The following is a 19,618-nucleotide window of genomic DNA, read 5'->3' as shown; positions in this document are numbered from 1 at the left end:
TATTGATATTAATATTTTTATTTATGTTGACCTTTATTAAAATGCCAGTTTCACTTAAATATTATGATTTATCAAACACAAATAATATTGTTCTTGTTGATGATCAAGGTAAGAATAAATATTTGGCACATCCTGATTTACTTTCATTAGATGATGGTAAGAAACTCGTTGCTTTTTATGTAAATGGGCATGGTAAGGGAGAAACAATAGTAAAAACCTCATCAGATTATGGTAAAACTTGATCAAAAAGAAGAACTGATTTGCCAAATAGTTTCAAGAATACAGAAGAAACCCCTACAATATTTACTTTAAATTTTAATAATGGAAAGAAAAAATATTTATTAATTTCAGCAAGACCTGGTTGAAATGCTAAAAATAAAAAAGGTGAGGGTTTTGATATTTCATTATCTGATGATGGTATCAATTATTCAGAACATGTTAATTATTTTGGTCCAAATGCTAAACAAGAAGAATATAGAAGAAAAAAAGGTGTATGAAATCCAATAGTTGCTTTTTCAACTATGCATAAAATTGCCAATGAAGATGCTTGGTATGGTTATTTTCATGATTATGATTTCATTATATATCGAATAAAAATAACTTTTAAAGACAACAAATTAGTTTTATCTGAACCTGAAAAGGTATTTGAGAAATATCGAAGTATTGAAAAGAAACACAAATTTAGTGAAGTACAGATTTTTAAAACTAAAAATAAGGATCAAATGATGATGTTAATAAGAACAGAAGCGCGAAATTCTAATTCATATTATGCAATATCAAATGATAATGGTAAAACTTTTTTAGAACCTAAAGAATTGCCAAATCATATTACTGGAGATCGACATAAAGTTTTCTTTACTAGTGATAATAAAATAGTCATCTTCTTTAGAAAAATTGATTATTATCAGAATTTCATGAATATTAAATCTAAATTTTATATGTATTCTCATGGGCTGATGATGTTCATTGCCAATGATATAAATGACATAATAAATCCTGAACATCATGGTTATTTGGTTAAATTGGGCCATACATATATAAAAAATTCTGGCGGTATTAATTATCTTGCTAATCCTGATACTGGCTATACTGGTGCCTATATCGATAAAAATGATAAATTAGTAGTTATAAGTTATGGTAAGTTTAAAAAAGATGATCGTAAAAATACTTGTATAGTTGCTTTTCATTTAGATTTAAAAAAAGTAATTGAAGATATAAAAACAAATAAATTTCTTTTACAAACTAAATAAGAAAAAACCACTGAGATATGAAAAAGCACAAGATTTTTGTTCTTGTGCTTTTAAAAATAAATTATCCACAGATTTCTAAATCTTTGTAATCAAATTCAGTTGGAACTTTTCTTCCAAATTGTTCAATATTAACAAAAGCTTTTTGGGTCACATCATTATTTTTAATGATTTCCCCAATTTCGCCAACAAAGACACCACTAATTACTTTAACAATAGTTCCTTCTTTAAAAGCTGTTTCAATATCCCCGGCTTCAAATTTTTCACGTAGAATTCTTTCTTGTTCAATCATGTTTTGGAAATCTCTTTTACTTACTGGAGTTGGTTTTGCCCCTTTTCCTGAAGAACCAATTAATCCGGTAACATCTTGGGTGTTCCGCACTAAATATCAAGCTTCATCAGTCATTGACATGTTAATGAAAATATACACTTTGTAGATGTTTACTTCTTTGACAATATAATCTTCACCTCTGGTTTTCTTTTCTAATTCTTTGTTTGATAAATGAGGCATTTTAAAAATTCTAATTTCTTTAAAAAATTCATCCATTCCTTGTGCTGAAATTTTGTTTTTTAAAGACTCAATAACGTTATCTTCTTTACCTGAAACAGTTGATACCATGTATCATTTAAAAATTTTATTATCTTCGTTCATATCTTCTCCTTAGGCTTTGATTCCAATCACATTTCATAAACTTGTAAAACCAAGTGTAATTAAGAAACAAAAAACAGCAAGAACAACTAAAAAAACAATTGTGATGCCAAATCATTTTCAAACTTTTTTAGTCTTTGGTCATCTTATTCTTTTTACTTCCTTGGCGAAATTTTTCATAGTTGATTCTTTATTAGTTTTGCTTTTAGCCGATTCTTCAACATTAAATTTTATTTCTTCACTCATTATTTTTCCTCTTTGTGTTCAGTTTGTTTGTTACAGAATTTACAATACTTATTAATGACCAATCTTGCATCATTACTCTTATTAATAGAATAATTTTTATGAAAACATTCTTGACAAGCTAATGTTATTTTCTTTGTTGTTCGTTTCATGGTTATTATTATAAAATAATTTTTTAAATTATTTACGAATATAATTTGTCTTTCTTTATTTTAAAGTGGAATTAATGAATGTTTATTAATCAATTTGATTATAATTAATACCATGAATATGATTATTTCCATTGTCATCTTAGTATTATTATTAATTTTTGAATTTTTAATGATCTGAATGTTTTTATCTTATTGAAATTTATTAAGTTGATCTAATAAAATTAAAAAAATTAGAAATAAATTTCTTGAATTGAAAACTAAAATTGAAAAGGCAAATGAACAGTTTGTCGCGTTTGCTAAAAATAATAATGAGTACAAATATTTAGAAACTAAATTAGCAAATAGTGCTATTGATTTTGAAAATATTTTTCATGATTTTGAATGAAAATCACAAAATCTAATTACTAAGATTAATAATCACAAAAATAGTCATAATCGTTTAGAAATCAAATGTTACTTTAAATTAAAATCATCTTTTAAAGAAATAAAATCATTAAATCAAGAATTAAATATAAAAGTTAATTCGATTTTAAAATTCATTGACAAGAACACAAAACAAATTAATTTTGTTTTACCAAAAATTAACTTTTTAAGAATTCAATTTAATCAATTTAACTTATTGGTTAATGATTTAAAAAACATTGAATATAAAGCGTTTTTTCAACAATCCATCCAAACAATAAGTAATGAAATTTTATCGCTCTTTGAACATTTTAATGAAGATGTTTTTTTAAAATATAAAATTACCAAGAATTTAGAAAAGATTAAAAAATTAAATTATTTAATCAAGCAATTATTTTTGATAATGTATGAAAGTTTTGGCTGTTTAAAAATAGCTAATCAATTAGAAAATTCATTTTTATTAAGTAAAAACAAGTTTCTTGAAAACAAATCAAATTTTATTAATTCACATTTAGAAAACATATTTAGTAATAATGAATTTATTGATGAATTAGAAAATATCAAACAAACTTTGCAACTTCAAAAACAAATTAATTATCAAGATATTAAGAATAAAATTAAAGAAATTTATTTGCAAATTAATCAAGCAAGAAAAGAATTAAATTTAGAAATTCATTTTTATAACTTGTTTAAAAACAATGAAGATAAAGTTAAATATTATTTCGATTTTTTAATGAATAAATACCAAAAAAATGCAATTGAAGTAAAAAATGCCAGTGAAAGAGATCAATTAAAAAAATTTGTAAATATTGATAAAGAAAAATTAGAAAGTCAAATCAAAAATATTCAAAATGCAAACACAACATTTGAAAAATTAATAAAGTCAATTGATTTTTTTAAAGAATTAGAAATTGCTGTTGATAAACAAATCGATTTAGAAGAATTAATTAATTTATTAAAAGATGAAAAGGAAAAACATTGCATAAATATTGAATTTTATCATTCGATGTTGATTTATTTTTATTCACAAATTGAAGAATTGGGAATTGCATTAAATGATATTGAAATGAAATTGTTTGAAGATGCAATGAATAAAATTAACGCTAATCAAAAAGATTTGCGAAATAATGAAATTAGCGTTTTAGTAAATTTAGATAATGAATTAAAAAACGACACCCTAGATTTCTCAAATTTAGTGGTTATTAAAATTGAACAAGCCAAAATTATCAAGATTGTAATGCAAAAATTAGGGCCAAATGTTATTAAAAATAATAAGGCATTAGTACTTTATCAGGATTTAGATTTTAATTACAAACAAAATAATTTTGAATATTGTATAAAATTAATAAATGAATTTATTGACTCAGAAATAAATTAAGGAGCTTTTATGACTAAAAAAATATTAATTAGATATGGGGAATTAACTTTAAAAGGCGAAAATAAAATTGATTTTATCAATAAGTTAAAAGAAAATATTTTACTTTTTGTTGCTAAAGAAGATTTAAAAATGGAATATGATCGTGCCTTTTTAAATTATTCTGAAGCCAATTTAAAAGCCTTACAATATATTTTCGGAATTAGTTCATATTCAATTGTTTATCAAGTAGAATCAAATTTATTAGACATTGAGGATATGATTTTAGAATTGATCAAAGACAAAGAATTTAATTCATTTGCAATCAATGCAAAAAGACATGATAAGAACTTTCCAATGACTTCTAATGAAGTAAATATGCATTTTGGTGGAATTGTTTTAAGACGAAGACGTAATGCCAACGTTAATTTAACAAACCCTGATTTGGAAATTTCAATTGAAATAAGAGATAAATATAGTTATATCTTTATTGATCGAATAAAAGGTTTAGGAGGCATGCCCTTAAAATCTGAAGGAAATGTATTACATTTAATGAGTGGTGGGATTGATTCACCAGTTGCTGCTTATTTATTGCAAAAAAGAGGTCTAAAAGTAACATTTTTAAACTTTATTACTCCACCACAAACTGATGATACAACTGTCAAAAAGGTAGAAGATTTGATTAAGGAATTAGCCAAATACCAAGGCAATGCTTATTTATATCAATTAAATTATTCAGATTTAATGAATTACATTGGACTTACTTCTAATCAAAAATATAAGATCACTTTAATGAGAAGAAGTTTTTATCGAATTGCTAATAAATTGGCTAAAAGATTAAATATTAAAGCAATATCAAATGGTGAAAGTTTAGGGCAAGTGGCTAGCCAAACCCTTGAATCTATTCATACAATATCTGAAGCAAGTGATTTGCCAGTATTTAGACCTTTAATATCATTTGATAAAAATGAGACAATTAAGATAGCCAATGAAATTAATACTTTTCATTTATCAATCATCAAGGCATGTGAAACATGCGAATTGTTTGCACCTAAAAAACCAATCACTAAGCCAAACATAGAAGAAGCCAAGAAATTAGAAGCCGAATTAACAAAGTTAAATGAGTTAGAAGATAAAATTTTAGAAAACATTACTTATAAAAAAATTATTGCTAATATCAATGAATAAGGCCTTAATTGTTAAGGTTTAATTTTTATTCCCAATATTTTCCTAAAATTGAAGGCATTTTTTAATTAATTAAATTAAAAAATATATCATATTTATATGAAATTAATTAATGGACATTTAAATACAACTTTTTCTTTTTTAGAAAGCGTTATAACGACTGAAAAATTATTTGAAATTTTAAAACAACAAAATGTTGAATATTTTGTTGTTTCTGAACATAATAATATGTTTAGTTACGGGGAAATATTAAATAAATGCTTTAATACAAATTTGAAACCTATTTTTGCTTTAGATTGTGAATTATATGTAGATAATAAACCTTATCGTTATATTGTTTATGCTAAAAACAAAAATGGATTTATGGATTTAAAAAAGCTTTCATATGAATTATTAAGTCAAAAAGCAATAAAAGTTGATGATATTTGAAATAATGAAGATTTATTATTTGTAGAACACCCAATTTTAGGTGTGTATAAACAAACAAACAAAATTATTCAACATTTTAATTATTATTATTCGTTTCAATCTTTTGATTTAGAAAATAATCAGGCATTTATTCAACAAAACTGGTCTAAAGTTTTATTAATTAATCATAATGCAATTATTGATATTGAAGAAAATAACATCATGAAAGTGCTTTTTTCAATGAGCGAAAAAGCACCAATTACTTCTTTTTTTGAACCACTTGTTTTTAATATTGAAAATAATTTGCAAATATACAATGAATTGATTTCACAGACAAATAATTTTTTAAAATCTCTATATATACCATTGGAACAAAATAATTATTTTCTTCCTAAATTTGAAAATAATTTAAATATGAGTTCAAGTGAATATTTAGATTATTTATTAAAAGAAAACATTGTAAAAAAATTCAATAAATCTTCTTGAACAATTGAATATGTTAAACGTTTAGAATATGAATTACAAATAATTAAAAGTTTGAATTTTGAAGATTATTTTTTAATTATTCAAGATTGAATCAATTGAGCAAAATCAAAAAACATTTCAATTGGACCAGGAAGAGGAAGTGCTGCTGGATCTTTAGTTAGTTATATTTTAGGTATTACTACAATTGATCCAATTAAATACAACTTAATTTTTGAACGTTTTTTAAATCCTAAAAGAATTACTATGCCTGATATTGATGTGGATGTTCAAGATAACCGCCGTGAAGAAGTTATTGAATATTTAATTCAAAAATATGGTTTTTCAAGGGTTGCCAATATTGTTACTTTTGCGACTTTAGGCAAAAAATCAGCAATTAGAGATGTTTTAAGAGCTTATAAGGTTAATCCAAGTTCAATTAATGATATTTCTAAAAGCATTTCTTCAAAAGATATTGATTTATTGGAAGAATTTCATTCTAATAAACGTTTTGCTAATGAGTTAAATAAAATTAGTAATTTAGATTTTGAATTGCCTCAAAGAGTTTTGAAAGAAGCCAATAAATTAGAAGGTTTTTATCGCCAAACTGGGACCCATGCAGCTGGAATTGTTATTTCATCAGATTCAATCATTAAAAAAATCCCAACTTATTTAGTAGAAAATCATATTCAGCAAACCCAAATTAGTATGGAATATTTAGAATCTTTTGGATTGCTTAAAATGGATATTTTGAGTTTAAAAACATTAACTACAATTCAGGAAATATTGAATTTAATAAAAGTCCAAAGAGGAATTGAATTAGATTTAGAAACCATTGCATATGATGATAAAAAAACATTTGAATTATTAACTAAAGGTAAAACTATTGGAGTTTTTCAATTAGAAAGTTATGGCATGAATAATGCTTTAAGACAAATTAAAGTTAATTCATTTGATGATATTGTTGCTATTATCTCATTATATAGACCCGGACCTATGGAACATCTTAAAACTTATGCCGAAAGAAAGAATAGGAAAATTAAAATTGAATCAATCAGTAAAGAATTTGATGCTATTGTAGCTTCTACTTATGGCATCATTATTTATCAAGAACAAATTATGGAAATAGTTCAAAAAATAGCTGGTTTTGATTATGCAGAAGCTGATATGATAAGAAGAATTATTTCTAAAAAGAAATTTGAAGAAATGATTGAACAAAAGACCAAATTTGTGAATGCTGCAATTAAAAACGGATATGACGAAACCAAGGCAAACCAAATTTTTGAATCTATTGAAGCTTTTGCTGACTATGGTTTTAATAAATCACATGCTGTTAGTTATGCTAAAATTTCTTATCAAATGGCATATTTAAAAACTCATTATCCTTTAGAATTTTTTGCTTCCATTATTTCTTCTGCTCATGGCAATCAAGACACAATATCAAGATTTGTTAATGAAGCCAAGGAATTAAATATTGAAGTTTTACCACCTACAATTAATGATTCAGAAGATAAAGCAATTATTAAAGATAATAAAATAATCTTACCTTTAAATATGATTAAAGGATTTGGCCCTGAAACTACTAAAATGCTTGTACATGAACGAAAAACCAATGGTAAGTATCTAAACTTTTTTCATTTCTTATTAAGGACACAAAATTTAAAATCATTTGGTTTAAGTAGTATTGAATTATTGATTAAAGCCAATGCGTTAAAAGAATTTAAATTAAATCAAAAAACAATGTTGTCAGAAATATCTAAAGACAATAGTGACACCTTAATCATTTTAAAAATGTTTATTAATAAAATTGACTCAAAAGAAACTCAGGAAATGATCAATAATTATAAGCCAACTGAAATACTAAAAAGCGATATCGAAGAAGAAAACCAAAATGAAATAAATTTATTGGGACAAATTTATAATTTTTCAATTACTGAAAATTATGAAATTGAAGGATCACGTTTAGGAGATATGCATAACAATGTTGAATACTTAACAACTTTATTTTGCAATCGAATATCTGAAAAAACCTCAGCATATGGCAAACCATATTATGTAATTGAATTACAAGATTCAACTAAAAAAATTACAATTTTAAATTACTCAAAAATTGACAATTGAAAAGAATTTGATAAAAAAATTGTAAAAGTGAAAATTATTAAAAAGGACGAATCAAAATATTTGTTAAAAGAATGGAGTGTAATCAATGGTTAAAAACAAAATTTTATTGATTGATGGAACATATTTAGCATATCGTTCTTATTATGCAACAATGTATGCAACTTTTAATGGTCAAGCAATCCAAACTTCTAAAGGTTTTCCAACCAATGCTATAGTAGGCTTTTTTAATAGTTTTTTTTCTTTAATTAAAACAGTGGATCCGGAATTTATCTTTTTTGCCTTTGATTCCAGAAAAAAAACATTTCGACATGAATTGTTTACCGAATATAAAGGAAATCGTCAAAAAGCACCAGTTGATTTTCATAAACAATTAGAAAAAATTCAAGAATTATTAACATCATGCAAATTTGCCAATGAATATGTTGATGGTTTTGAAGCTGATGATATCATTGCCAAATTAACAACTAAGTTTCAAAATGATCACCAAATCCTAATTTATTCAGCTGATCAAGATTTAAATCAATTGATTAATGAAAACGTTGCCATTATAAAGAAATATAAATCAGAAAATATTATTTTAAATTTAAATAACTTTAATGAATATTATGACTTTAAACCAAGACAAGTTATCGATTATAAAGCTTTAGTTGGTGATAGCAGTGATAATTTTAAGGGTGTGCCAGGCTTAGGCCCTAAAACTGTTAGTGGTTTATTAAAAGAATTTGATACATTAGAAAATATTTATCAAAATTTAGATAATATCAGACCTAAAGTTAAAGAAAAGTTAATTGATTATAAGCAAGATGCTCAAAGAGATAAATATTTAGCTACTTTAAGAACTGATTTTGAAATTAAAACTAATGATTTATCTAATTTAAAATTATCCAATATGCAATTAACTAATGAAACTTTTAAAATTCTTGACGATTTAGAACTTAATGAAATTAAAAACAAACTAATTTCGTTAGAAATCTTTTAAATACATAAAAAATTCCTTTTTATACTTAATATAAAAAATAGGAGTTTTTTTTATTTATTTTTCACAATAAAAAACATAAAAAAATAACCAAAAATTCTCTTTAAAAAATTGAGAATTTTGACAACATTTTTTTGTTAATAAATATGGTTTTTTAAAAAAAATATTGTATATAGAATGTTATTTATTGAATGTGATATGTTAATAACAAAATCAACATGAATTTAAATTAAGAAAAAACTGTTATAAAAGCATAAAAAAACCAGCACTTGTTTCATAATTTATACACTAATCTCGCATGAATGCGCAAATATAAATAAAATTAAAGGAGGTGAATAATGCAAAAATTTTTAATTGAAAATAATGATAATGTTGATCATGTTGATTTAGAAAATTTGAGATTATTCTATTCTCCTATTTTAGGTATTAAGGCCATTTCTTTTTATCAATATTTATTTGATCTCTTTTCAATTAATCATCACCAAGATACTTTTGATTTACAAGATACCCAAGAATTTCTTTCTTTTGATAATAGTAATGTAATAGAAGCTAGAGAAATGCTTGAAGCCTTAGGTTTATTAAAATCTTATAAAACAAATGATGGTATGTTGTTATTTGAATTAAAAAAACCGTTAAGCGCTAATAATATTGTGAAAAATAAAATTATAGCCAATCTTTTAATTAAAAAAATTGGTCAAAAAAGATTTGATGAATTAATTAATAAAAAAGCTAATTTTCATTTTAATAAGAATTCAATGCTAGAAATTTCCAAAAAATATCATGAGGTTTTCGATTTAGATAATTATGTTCATAATGAGGTTCAGACATATGATTTTGAATTATCAGATCAAAGTGTTGCTAAAAAACAACTAAAAAGTGAAGAATATATATCATATATTCTTAAAAAAGAACCAAGCCCTAGTCAATTATTAATGATTAAACATTTAACTAAATTAGGTTTTCAAGACCACCAAATTAATTTATTTATCAATTATTCAATGAATATTAATAAATGTATTGTTGTTAAATATATTGAAAAAATCGCAAAAGATTATGCAAATAAGAAATTGTTTGAAGCAGATGAAATTGATAAAGAATTGCAAATGGCTTATATGTCCAAAGCAAAAAATGATTTTATTTTTAGCCATTATTCACATTATAATAATTCACAAAATATAGAAAAAACCAGTGAATTTATGTTGGATCTTGCCAATGAAGATAATTGAGATAATTAAGGAGAGTTATGCAGAAATCACTTTTGGATTCAGTTATAAGAATCGATGAAAAAGAACAAGCTGAAAAAGATAAATTATATAAAGATGTTCTAGAACACCCAAAAATTAAAGAGCTTATTGCCAAATATAATTTATCTGATTTCCAAATTAAGCAAGGCATGACTTTTTTATTAAGATATTATGATGCTTATCAGCAAAATAATAATGGTCCGCAATGAAGATTAATTATTAATTCTTTGGGTCAACTAGATATTGATATTTCTAATTCAGTGGTGTATAAAAAACAAAAAATGCTAAATAATTTCTGGCTAACCAACATTTGCCCATTAGATAATGATGTTTATGAATATTTAACAATTGCTAATAAAAATAAACCAAGAAGTGTGTTATTAGAAGCTTATAAAGCTTTTAAGAAATTCCCTCCAAATTTACAAACCAAAATCAAACAATTAACCAATTTAGATCCAATTAAAACTGGCCTTTATTTAATTGATGAAAATTTTATTTATTCAAGAAGTGTTTTTAAATATTTATCAATGGTTTTTGCAACTTTAAAAAATAAAACAGTTGCTTGATTAGATATCAACATTTTAAATAATTTTATTTATACCAATTTAAAAAACAATGAAGTAATTTCAAATGTTAAAAATTTATTAATTAATGTTGATTATTTATTTTTAGATCGGATGGGAATTGGAGCAAAAAGTGAAAATTTCATTAATTTGTTAATCAACATTTTATCTGATCGTCAAATTAATAATCGGATTACTTTTGTATCAAGTCCGATTGACATCCTTGACCCTAAATATCCAATTATTTTTAATTCTAAAGATAAATACAATACGGGTTTAGAAAAAGTAGAACAGCTTTTTAAAAGCTTAATATCAAATGGAACTGAGACTTTTAAAATCAAAAAATAATAAAACAAGGAATTTGAAATCCTTGTTTTTTCATTTATTTTATTTGTTGTTTTTTATTCAATTTTTCTAACATTTTTTTAGGAGGTAAAATCAATTCAAATGACGTTATTGTTTGAGTTTTACTTTGTTTTTTATCAATTAGTAATTCAATAGCTTTTTGAATAGAATAAATTGGAATTAAGATTAAAGGGAAACCTAAACCATATCCTAATAAATGAGCACTTGAGGTTATATCAGGATAAGACTTAAACACAATTGCAATATCTTTTGTTAAAGCAACAATTAATAAAAATGTTAATGAGAAGATTACTGATGCATATACTCTTCAATAAAATAAAGGATTATCAACAAAAAATGGTTTTTTGCTCATTAAATTAATAGCATTAAATGTTGCTGAAATTCCTAAGATTAAGAATGCTACACTTGATCCAGCTTTAACAAATTCTGTTGGATTACCATTTTTTAAAGCTCATATAGCAGCTAAATAATACCCAATTATAGAAATAATTCCGATTAAAATTCCTTTTCATAAAGTATTTATGCCCATTCCTTTTGCAAAAATCGATTCGTATTTAGAAATTGGTCTTTGATTCATGAAGTTTTCTTTAGAATCTTGCAATCCTAAAGCAATTGCTGGAAAACCATGAGTAAATAAGTTAATTCATAACAATTGTGAAGCAGATAAGACATAAAACTCTGTATTATACATTTGAATTTCTTTTTTAAAAATAGCTTGAAGAATTATTAGTCCAAAGAAAACTAAAATGATTTCAGCCACAGAAGTAATTAATAAGTTTTGAATGACATTTTTAATTTTTTGATAAATAGAACGACCATTTTCAACTGCTTTAACAACAGTTGCAAAATTATCATCAGCCAAAATCATATCAGAGGCTTGTTTTGAAGCTTCAGTTCCAGTGATTCCCATTGCTGTACCAATTTCAGCAGCTTTTAAAGCTGGTGCATCATTTACCCCATCACCAGTCATTGCCACAACTTGGTGTTTAGATTGTCATGCTTTAACAATTCTTAATTTGTCTTCTGGTACAACTCTAGCATAAACTGAAATTTTTTCAATTTTATCAAATAATTCATTATCGTTCATTTGGGATAATTCATTGCCACTTAAAGCAATATCCCCATCTTTATAAATACCTAAATCCTTAGCTATTGCAATTGCTGTATTGATATTATCTCCAGTTATCATAATTGGCTTAATACCAGCACTAATGCATTCCTTAATAGCTTCTTTTGATGATTCTCTTGGTGGATCGATCATCGCTATTAAACCAACAAAATTAAGTTTATTTTCTAATACAATATATTGATCATTTGTTGATAATTGATTGATTTTATTTAATGATTCATTATCAATACTTTTTGTTGCTAAAGCTAATACTCGATAAGCATTGTTTGCTCATTCATCATTTTTTTGATTAATAATTTGTTTTTGTTCTTCATTAAGGTTTGAACATTTATTAATTAAAACATCAGGAGCACCTTTAACAATAACTAGGTTTTGTCCATTAATTTCGTTGATAGAAGTCATTAATTTTCGATCACTATCAAATGGTAATGATTTTATTCTTGGAAATAGAGCTTCTAATTCTTTTTTAGTTTTAATGTTAGAATGTTTTTCAAGCATATAAAGTAATGCAACTTCAGTAGGGTCACCAGTTTCAATATTATTTTCACCATCGCTTGATAAATTAGCCTCTGTACATAAGGCGCTATATTCTACAAGGTTTAAAAATGAATTGTCATTTCAATTGGCGATTGATAATTGTTGATTATTAGCAAATAAATCTACAACTGTCATTTTGTTTTGGGTAAGGGTACCAGTTTTATCAGAACAAATAACTGCACAGCTGCCTAAACTTTCGACAGCCATTAAGTCTTTAACAATTGCCTTTCTTTTAGCCATTCTTTGGACACCAATAGCTAGGATTATTGAAGAAAAGGCAATTAGACCTTCTGGAATAGCAGCCACAGCTAATGAAACCCCATTAATTATAGTTGTAGATCAAAAAACATCAGATTTAAGTGCTTCACTTTTTGTTACAGCTTGAATAATGATTTGAATAAGTACTGATAAAATAAATAAAACAATTCCTAAAATAGCAAAGATTTTACCCAATTTATTTATTTTCATTTGAAGAGGGCTTGTTATTGTCTTTTGTTGGTTGACAAGATTTGAAATTTTTCCAATTTCAGTATTAGTTCCAATTGCATTCACAACCATAAAGCCGGTGCCTGTTGCTACAATTGAAGAAGAAAATAAAGCAAATTTGCGTTCAGCCATTGGAATTGATAAATCTCTTGGCACATTATGATCTTTTTTTGCTGGTTCACTTTCTCCAGTTAGTGAACTTTCAATTACACTTAAATTAGAAGATGAAATCAAATATCCATCAGCTGGGACTATATCACCAGATTCAATAAAAACAATATCCCCAATGACAATTTCAGAAGAATCAATAATAATTAATTCCCCATTTCTTATTACTCTAGAATGAAGTGGATTTAATTTTTTTAAAGCATCAATTGCCTTCTGACTTTTTAATTCCTGAATAGCTCCAACTAACGAGTTAGTAAGAACAACGAATAATATAATTGATGGTTCGACAAAACTGATAGTCAATTCCGGCCCAGCAATTCAATTATTTTGAACACCATGAACAATAGCCAATGAATAAGATAAAATAGTGGCACACATTAAAATAATGACTAATAAATCTTTAAATTGTTCTAAATAAATTAAAAAGAAATTTTTTCTTTTGGCTATTGGTAATTCATTTTTACCAAATTCTCTTTGTCTTTTTAATACTTCTTCATTATTAAGTCCTAATTTAACATCAGTGTTAATATACGACGAAGTATCAATAATTTCACTTTTAGTCTGAATTTCTTTCATAATTCTCCTTTTTTATTTTTATATTTCTTTTTCTAAAGCATTAATAAATCATTCAAAATCACGTTGATTATCAGTATTACGTAAACCATATAGATAATATTGTTTCATAATTGAAATTAATTTATTTCTAAAATAATCACTATTGCCATCAACTGGTTCTTCGAAAACAGCATTCTCATTTGTTTTAATTTTATTGATTTCCGAAATTAAATTTAAATTTGATTCATTTTTGTTCAATGATTTGTTGTCATAATTATTTAAAAAATTATTCGATGGGAAAATGTAATTGTTTTGATAAGCAAAAAATTCAATTGGTGTTAAAGATTTAATAAAAGGGTTATTTTCACCAAGTCCATTTCAGTCACGCTTATTTTCAGCTGAATATAACCAATTAAAAAATCTTTTCACAGTTTTATCTTTTTGATTAAAATGACTAATTCCCATAATATTCAAACCTTGAATCAAAAATGAACCTTTTGTTTGTGATACTTGATTTTTAGTTGGGGCTTGTTTAAAAATAAAGTCATCTTTTTTTAGAATAGAATTGATATTTGTTCCATTTTTATCTTGAATTGTTTGCCCGTTTGTTATTCAGTTATAAGCATTATTAGTACTAATTGAAAAAATAGTATCATAAGCTGCTGGTGGCAAAATACGGTTTAAAGAATTAATGGTTGCATCAATTTGTAATCCCCCATTTTTAATAGTGTCTGAGATTTTTTCAAACACGGTTTTTATTGTTTTAGACTCAGGTGTTTCTTGATTATAAATAACATCGTAATTTAAAAGATTATTTGAATTATATTTTAAGAAATAATCATCAAAATTAGCATTAGCTTCATTAAATGCTAAGGAATAAATAAAATTGGCAATATGTTTATGATAAAACACTTTTTTTTCAGTTTTGTCTTGCTTATTAATATTTATTATTCTTCCAAAATCATTTGCGATTTTTAGCAAATCATAATTATATTTAAAAATATCATCTGTGTATTCTAAATTTAGTGTATTTAAAATATTAACATCAATATTTTTTTTAGCTAAACCCCAAAAATTTTCAATAGCATTTTTGATTCCTTCATTTTCTGAACTAATTTTTTTATAATGATTTAAAGCTTCATTTAACAAATCAGCATTTTCTGAAGCAATAACATTTTTTTTAATATTGTTTTCTTTAATTTTCTTGTCTAATTCATTTAAAACATATCCTAAATTAAGTTTATTAGCAACTAACATATCAGTGCTATTTGCTGAAGGTAAAATGTAATATGAATTAGGATGTTCAGTATTAATATATTGATTGGTTTTTAAAAATTCAGGAAGAATATTACTTGAAGACACTACATCAGATACTTCAATTTCCTTTTTATAAGAAAAAATTAATCTTGAAGCAGAAGGATAATACATCAATATACTTGCTATGGCTGGATCATTAGTTTTTAATTGAATTGATAATTTTTGATAAAGGTCTTGTCTTGATTGATAAAAGTTTAAAACAACAGGTTTATCATCTTTATTTTTGATTAAATTTTCTTGATTAAACTTATTGACTAATTTTTGTAATGATTTAGCACGTTCATCTTTAATACTAAAAGGAATTGCAAAATCAACTTCATTGGTTTCTCTACTGCAGCTTATTGATAAACCACTTAAAGAAATTCCAGTTAATGTTAAACAACCAATTAAAAATTTCTTTTTCATTTCTCTCCTAAAATAATAATATTATATATGTTTTATCATTATTAATGATAATCTGAGATTTAAATAGAAAAAAATAATAAAAAAAGACCATTATTAATTTATAGAAGCGGTCTTTTATATTTGGTTTTTCCTTTTTCAATGTCAGTATCATCCTCTTCTTCACCTAATAAAATCAATTCTTTATCAGATCTAATATATTCAGTGAAATCAGACATATCTTCCATTTTAAAGACATTTAAGCTTACTAAAGATTTTACAAATCATTCTTTACCTTTTAAATGCTTTACTGCCTGAAAAACGTGAACTAGTTTGTTTAATCCTCTTGAAAAATAAAAACTATTTGATAGTCAATGAAAACCATAATGTCTTAAAATGTCTCTTATTTCTTCATATGCATCATGATGGTTTTTTTCTAAACCATATGCTTCTTTTAAAACGTCTTTGTTTAAATAAAAAATTAAGCCATACATGATTAACCTCCAATAAATTATTAAGCTAAAAAAATATAGTATTTGTTAATTTCTATTATACCATTTTCTAGGTATTTTAAGAGCTAAACACCATGGTTTAATAATTAATTAGTAAATAAACGACCTTAGCAATGAAACTAAGGTCATTTATTATTGATTATTGTTTTTTTTGTTGTTCATCAATTAGTTGTTTGGCTTCAGATAAACTTACTCCAAAGAAAGTAGTAACCCCTCTTTTTTGCATAGTTGCTCCATAAAGCTTATCAACTCTTTCCATTGTTCCTTGACGGTGAGTAATAACAACAAATTGAGTATCCGCTTTAAGATGTTGTAAGAATTCAGCAAATCTAATAACATTAGCTTCATCTAAAGCTGCTTCTACTTCATCTAAAATACATAAAGGTAAAGGCTTGGCTTTTAAAATAGAAAATAATAATGAAATTGCAATTAAAGCTTTTTCTCCACCTGAAAATAGTTTTAAGTTCTTAATGGCTTTTCCTGGAGGTTGAGCAATAACATCAATTCCTGATTCTAAGATGTTTTCAGGTTCAGTGTATCTAATTTCAGCCATTCCTCCACCAAACATTTTTGAAAAGACATATTTAAATTCATTATTTACTAAAGTTACTGTTTCAGTAATTTTTTGAACAATAATTTTATCCATTTCATCAATTGCTTCTTCAATTGTTTGTTTTGCTGAAGTAATTTCTGTTTCCTGTTCTTTTAAAGTTTTATATCTCTCTTCAACAGTTTCTAATTGTTCAATTGAGTCTAGGTTAACATGTCCTAATTCTCTAATATCTTGTCTTAAGTTGTTTACTAATTTTCTTGCAACACTGAAATCAATTTCAGGGTTGTAAAATTGTTTAGCAGTTTCAAAAAGCATTCCATATTGTTCTGATAAACGTTTTTTAGCATTTTCAATAATTGATTCAGCTTTTGCTTTTTCAGTAATTTTTGTTTGATTTTCTTCGTATCATTTGTTCAATTCAATATCAGTTTGACTTTTGTTCATGGTTAGATCTCTAAATTCATCCTTAGCCTTTTTAAGAATGTCTTGTTGAGTGTTTAATTTAACCAATAAAGCACTTTTTTCCGTCATTAATTTACTAATTGCTGAAACAAAGTCAGTGCTTTCACTTAATTCTAAAGTTTCATTTGATAATTGGGCAAATTTTTGTCTATATCTATCAAATTCCTCAATGGTTTCATCTAATTTATTTTTAAAGGTAACTTTTTCTAAAGCAATATTAGAACTATAAGTAATATCAGTGTCTTGCTCGTGTTCTAATTTACCTAAAATTTGTTTTAAAGTCAATACATTTTCTTGTAAAGCAGGAATTAAAGCTTCTAGTTCTTCGATTTGCTTATCCATTCCAAATGTAGAAACATTTTGGGAAGCTTGACCACCAGACATGACTCCACCAACTCTAATAACATCTCCATCTAAAGTAACGACCATATAACGTTTTTCTAATAATTTAGATAAACGATTAGCTGATTCGATGGTTTCACAAATTAAGATATTTCCTAATAAGAATTTCTTTAAAACATCGTATTCTTTTTCAACACTTACCAATTCACTAGCAACACCTAAAAAACCTTTTTGAGTTTGTGCAACAACAATGTGTTGTTCATTAATAAATTTAGCTTTAATTGAATTTAAAGGAATAAAGGTTGCCCTTCCTCCGTTGTTTTGTTTTAAGAAATTAATTGCTTCAACAGCAGTTTCAGAATTATCAACAACAATATGTTGAGTAGCACCTGCTAAAATTGTTTCAATTGCTCTAGCATAAGTTGGTTCAACTTGAATTAGTTGACTAACTAAGGCTTTATAGCCTCTAAATAATTCAGCATTTTCAACAATATTTTTTGTCCCTTTAGCCAAAGTGGCTTTATTGTCTCTAACCTCTTTAATTAGATCAATTTTTCCTTTAACTTTATTTAACTTATCAATTTCTAAAGATAGATTTCTTTTGGTTTCAGCGATTCTAGAAGAACGTTTAACAGTTCTTTCATTAATAGCTTCCATTTCTTCTTCTTTATCTTTAATGAATTTTTTGTATGAAGAAATTTTGTCATTTAAGTCACTTAAACTTTGTTTTAAGGCATCAATTTGATCTTTAGTAGAAACTTTAATTTCTCCGCTTAAGATCATTTCACGATGTTTTTCTTCTTTAGCTGATCTAATTTCTAAATTAGTAATATTATCAATAATTTCATTTAGATCCTTGCTTAATGCTTCAACTTCTTTTTCAAGCTCATTAATAATAGTTCCTTTAGCCATTAAAGAAGTTTCGTAATTTTGTCTTTTACTTGTTAATTCTTCTTTAACAATTTCAAATTCTCTTGCATCTTGGTTTAAAACATTAAGACGATTTGAATATTCCATAAAGTCATGAACTAACAATGTAACTTCAACATCTTTTAGTTGTTCAATTTTTTCTTTATATAATTTTGCTTTTTCAGCTTGTCTCATTAATGGTTTTCTTTGTTTTTCCAGTTCATCAATAACAATGGTTATTTGACTTAAAGCTTCTTCAGTTTTTTCTAATTTTCTTTGAGCTTCAATTTTTCTTGAACGATACATTGAGGTTCCAGAAGCTTCTTCAAAAATTTCTCTTCTTCTTTCTGGAGTTGCTTCAGCAATATCAGAAATGGTCCCTTGACTAATAATTGCTAAACTTGATTTAGAAATACCACTTTCCATAGCAATTTCTTTAATTGCTTTTTTAGAAGCTTCTTCACCATTGATGTAGTATTCATTTTCACCTTTTCCTCGGTGAATTACTCTAGAAATGGTAAAGAAGTCATGAGGAACTGAAACAGCATGATCACGGTTATCAAAAGTTAAAATAACTTCAGCCCGATCCATTTCTTTTTCAGTTTTTGATCCAGCAAAGATAACATCTTGCATGTTATCTCCTCTTAATGCTTTAGAACTGCTTTCTCCTAAAACTCATTTAATGGCATCATTAATATTAGACTTACCTGAACCATTAGGTCCGATGATAGCGCAAACTCCACCATCAAGTTTTAAACAAACTTTGTCAGCAAATGATTTAAAACCATGGGCTTCAACTTGTATTAATTTCATTATATGTCCTTTCCATAGAATAAAATAAATTATAAATGGTTTTAAACAATTTAAAACAAAAGAAAAAGAGAGATTATTAATC

At 25.4% G+C, this 19,618-nt stretch carries 14 protein-coding genes; 7 read left to right on the top strand and 7 right to left on the bottom strand.

The window, feature by feature from the left end:
- The first annotated feature begins 23 nt into the window (after positions 1–23).
- Complete coding sequence (locus T401_RS06535; RefSeq protein WP_033178644.1) at positions 24–1,250, top strand: sialidase family protein; 1,227 nt, start codon at positions 24–26, stop codon at positions 1,248–1,250.
- A 61-nt stretch (positions 1,251–1,311) separates the two neighbouring features.
- Here T401_RS06535 and nusG read toward each other — a convergent pair whose 3' ends face one another.
- Genes nusG through rpmG form a run of 3 tightly spaced genes read right to left on the bottom strand, consistent with a single transcriptional unit; the run spans position 1,312 to position 2,291 of the window.
- The gene (gene nusG / locus T401_RS06530) at positions 1,312–1,899 is read right to left on the bottom strand and encodes a transcription termination/antitermination protein NusG (protein ID WP_033178643.1); all 588 of its coding nucleotides are present in this window, start codon (positions 1,897–1,899) and stop codon (positions 1,312–1,314) included.
- Between the two features lie 9 nt (positions 1,900–1,908).
- Positions 1,909–2,142: a preprotein translocase subunit SecE gene (gene secE, locus T401_RS06525; RefSeq protein ID WP_033178642.1), complete on the bottom strand. Its 234-nt coding sequence runs from the start codon at positions 2,140–2,142 to the stop codon at positions 1,909–1,911.
- The gene (gene rpmG, locus T401_RS03405) at positions 2,142–2,291 is read right to left on the bottom strand and encodes a 50S ribosomal protein L33 (RefSeq protein WP_084274535.1); all 150 of its coding nucleotides are present in this window, start codon (positions 2,289–2,291) and stop codon (positions 2,142–2,144) included. The genes secE and rpmG overlap by 1 nt, the downstream gene beginning before the upstream one ends.
- A 112-nt stretch (positions 2,292–2,403) precedes the next feature.
- On the opposite strand from rpmG, the gene T401_RS0100980 reads away from it, so the two are divergent.
- The 6 genes from T401_RS0100980 to T401_RS06515 all read left to right on the top strand — a co-directional run bounded on the left by T401_RS0100980 (position 2,404) and on the right by T401_RS06515 (position 11,354).
- A complete protein-coding gene (locus T401_RS0100980; protein ID WP_033178641.1) occupies positions 2,404–4,071 on the top strand; it encodes a hypothetical protein in 1,668 nt (555 codons plus the stop codon).
- A gap of 9 nt (positions 4,072–4,080) precedes the next feature.
- A complete protein-coding gene (gene thiI / locus T401_RS0100975; RefSeq protein ID WP_033178640.1) occupies positions 4,081–5,235 on the top strand; it encodes a tRNA uracil 4-sulfurtransferase ThiI in 1,155 nt (384 codons plus the stop codon).
- Between the two features lie 96 nt (positions 5,236–5,331).
- Positions 5,332–8,316: a DNA polymerase III subunit alpha gene (gene dnaE / locus T401_RS0100970; protein WP_033178639.1), complete on the top strand. Its 2,985-nt coding sequence runs from the start codon at positions 5,332–5,334 to the stop codon at positions 8,314–8,316.
- Complete coding sequence (locus T401_RS0100965; protein ID WP_033178638.1) at positions 8,309–9,202, top strand: 5'-3' exonuclease; 894 nt, start codon at positions 8,309–8,311, stop codon at positions 9,200–9,202. The genes dnaE and T401_RS0100965 overlap by 8 nt, the downstream gene beginning before the upstream one ends.
- A gap of 335 nt (positions 9,203–9,537) precedes the next feature.
- Entirely contained in the window at positions 9,538–10,434 is an 897-nt protein-coding gene (locus T401_RS06520) for a DnaD domain protein (RefSeq protein WP_033178637.1), read from the top strand.
- A gap of 8 nt (positions 10,435–10,442) precedes the next feature.
- Positions 10,443–11,354, top strand: a complete 912-nt coding sequence (locus T401_RS06515; protein ID WP_033178636.1) for a hypothetical protein — start codon at positions 10,443–10,445, stop codon at positions 11,352–11,354.
- Between the two features lie 34 nt (positions 11,355–11,388).
- On the opposite strand, the gene T401_RS0100950 is transcribed toward T401_RS06515, so the two are convergent.
- The 4 genes from T401_RS0100950 to T401_RS06505 form a co-directional block, all read right to left on the bottom strand.
- Positions 11,389–14,268, bottom strand: coding sequence for a cation-translocating P-type ATPase (locus T401_RS0100950; protein ID WP_052169641.1), 2,880 nt, complete (start codon positions 14,266–14,268; stop codon positions 11,389–11,391).
- A gap of 18 nt (positions 14,269–14,286) precedes the next feature.
- Positions 14,287–15,969, bottom strand: coding sequence for a P80 family lipoprotein (locus T401_RS0100945; protein WP_033178635.1), 1,683 nt, complete (start codon positions 15,967–15,969; stop codon positions 14,287–14,289).
- 98 nt (positions 15,970–16,067) lie between these two features.
- Entirely contained in the window at positions 16,068–16,439 is a 372-nt protein-coding gene (locus T401_RS06510) for a Virulence-associated protein D (protein WP_033178634.1), read from the bottom strand.
- A 157-nt stretch (positions 16,440–16,596) separates the two neighbouring features.
- Positions 16,597–19,536 (bottom strand): SMC hinge domain-related protein, encoded by a 2,940-nt coding sequence (locus tag T401_RS06505; protein ID WP_033178633.1) that lies wholly within the window; start codon positions 19,534–19,536, stop codon positions 16,597–16,599.
- Between the last annotated feature and the right edge of the window lie 82 nt (positions 19,537–19,618).

Source organism: Mycoplasma anseris ATCC 49234 (assembly GCF_000702805.1).
Taxonomy (GTDB): Bacteria; Bacillota_I; Bacilli_A; order Mycoplasmatales; family Metamycoplasmataceae; genus Metamycoplasma; species Metamycoplasma anseris.
The sequence above is the reverse complement of the archived record's forward strand: the minus strand, read 5'-3'. Positions and strand labels throughout refer to the sequence as shown.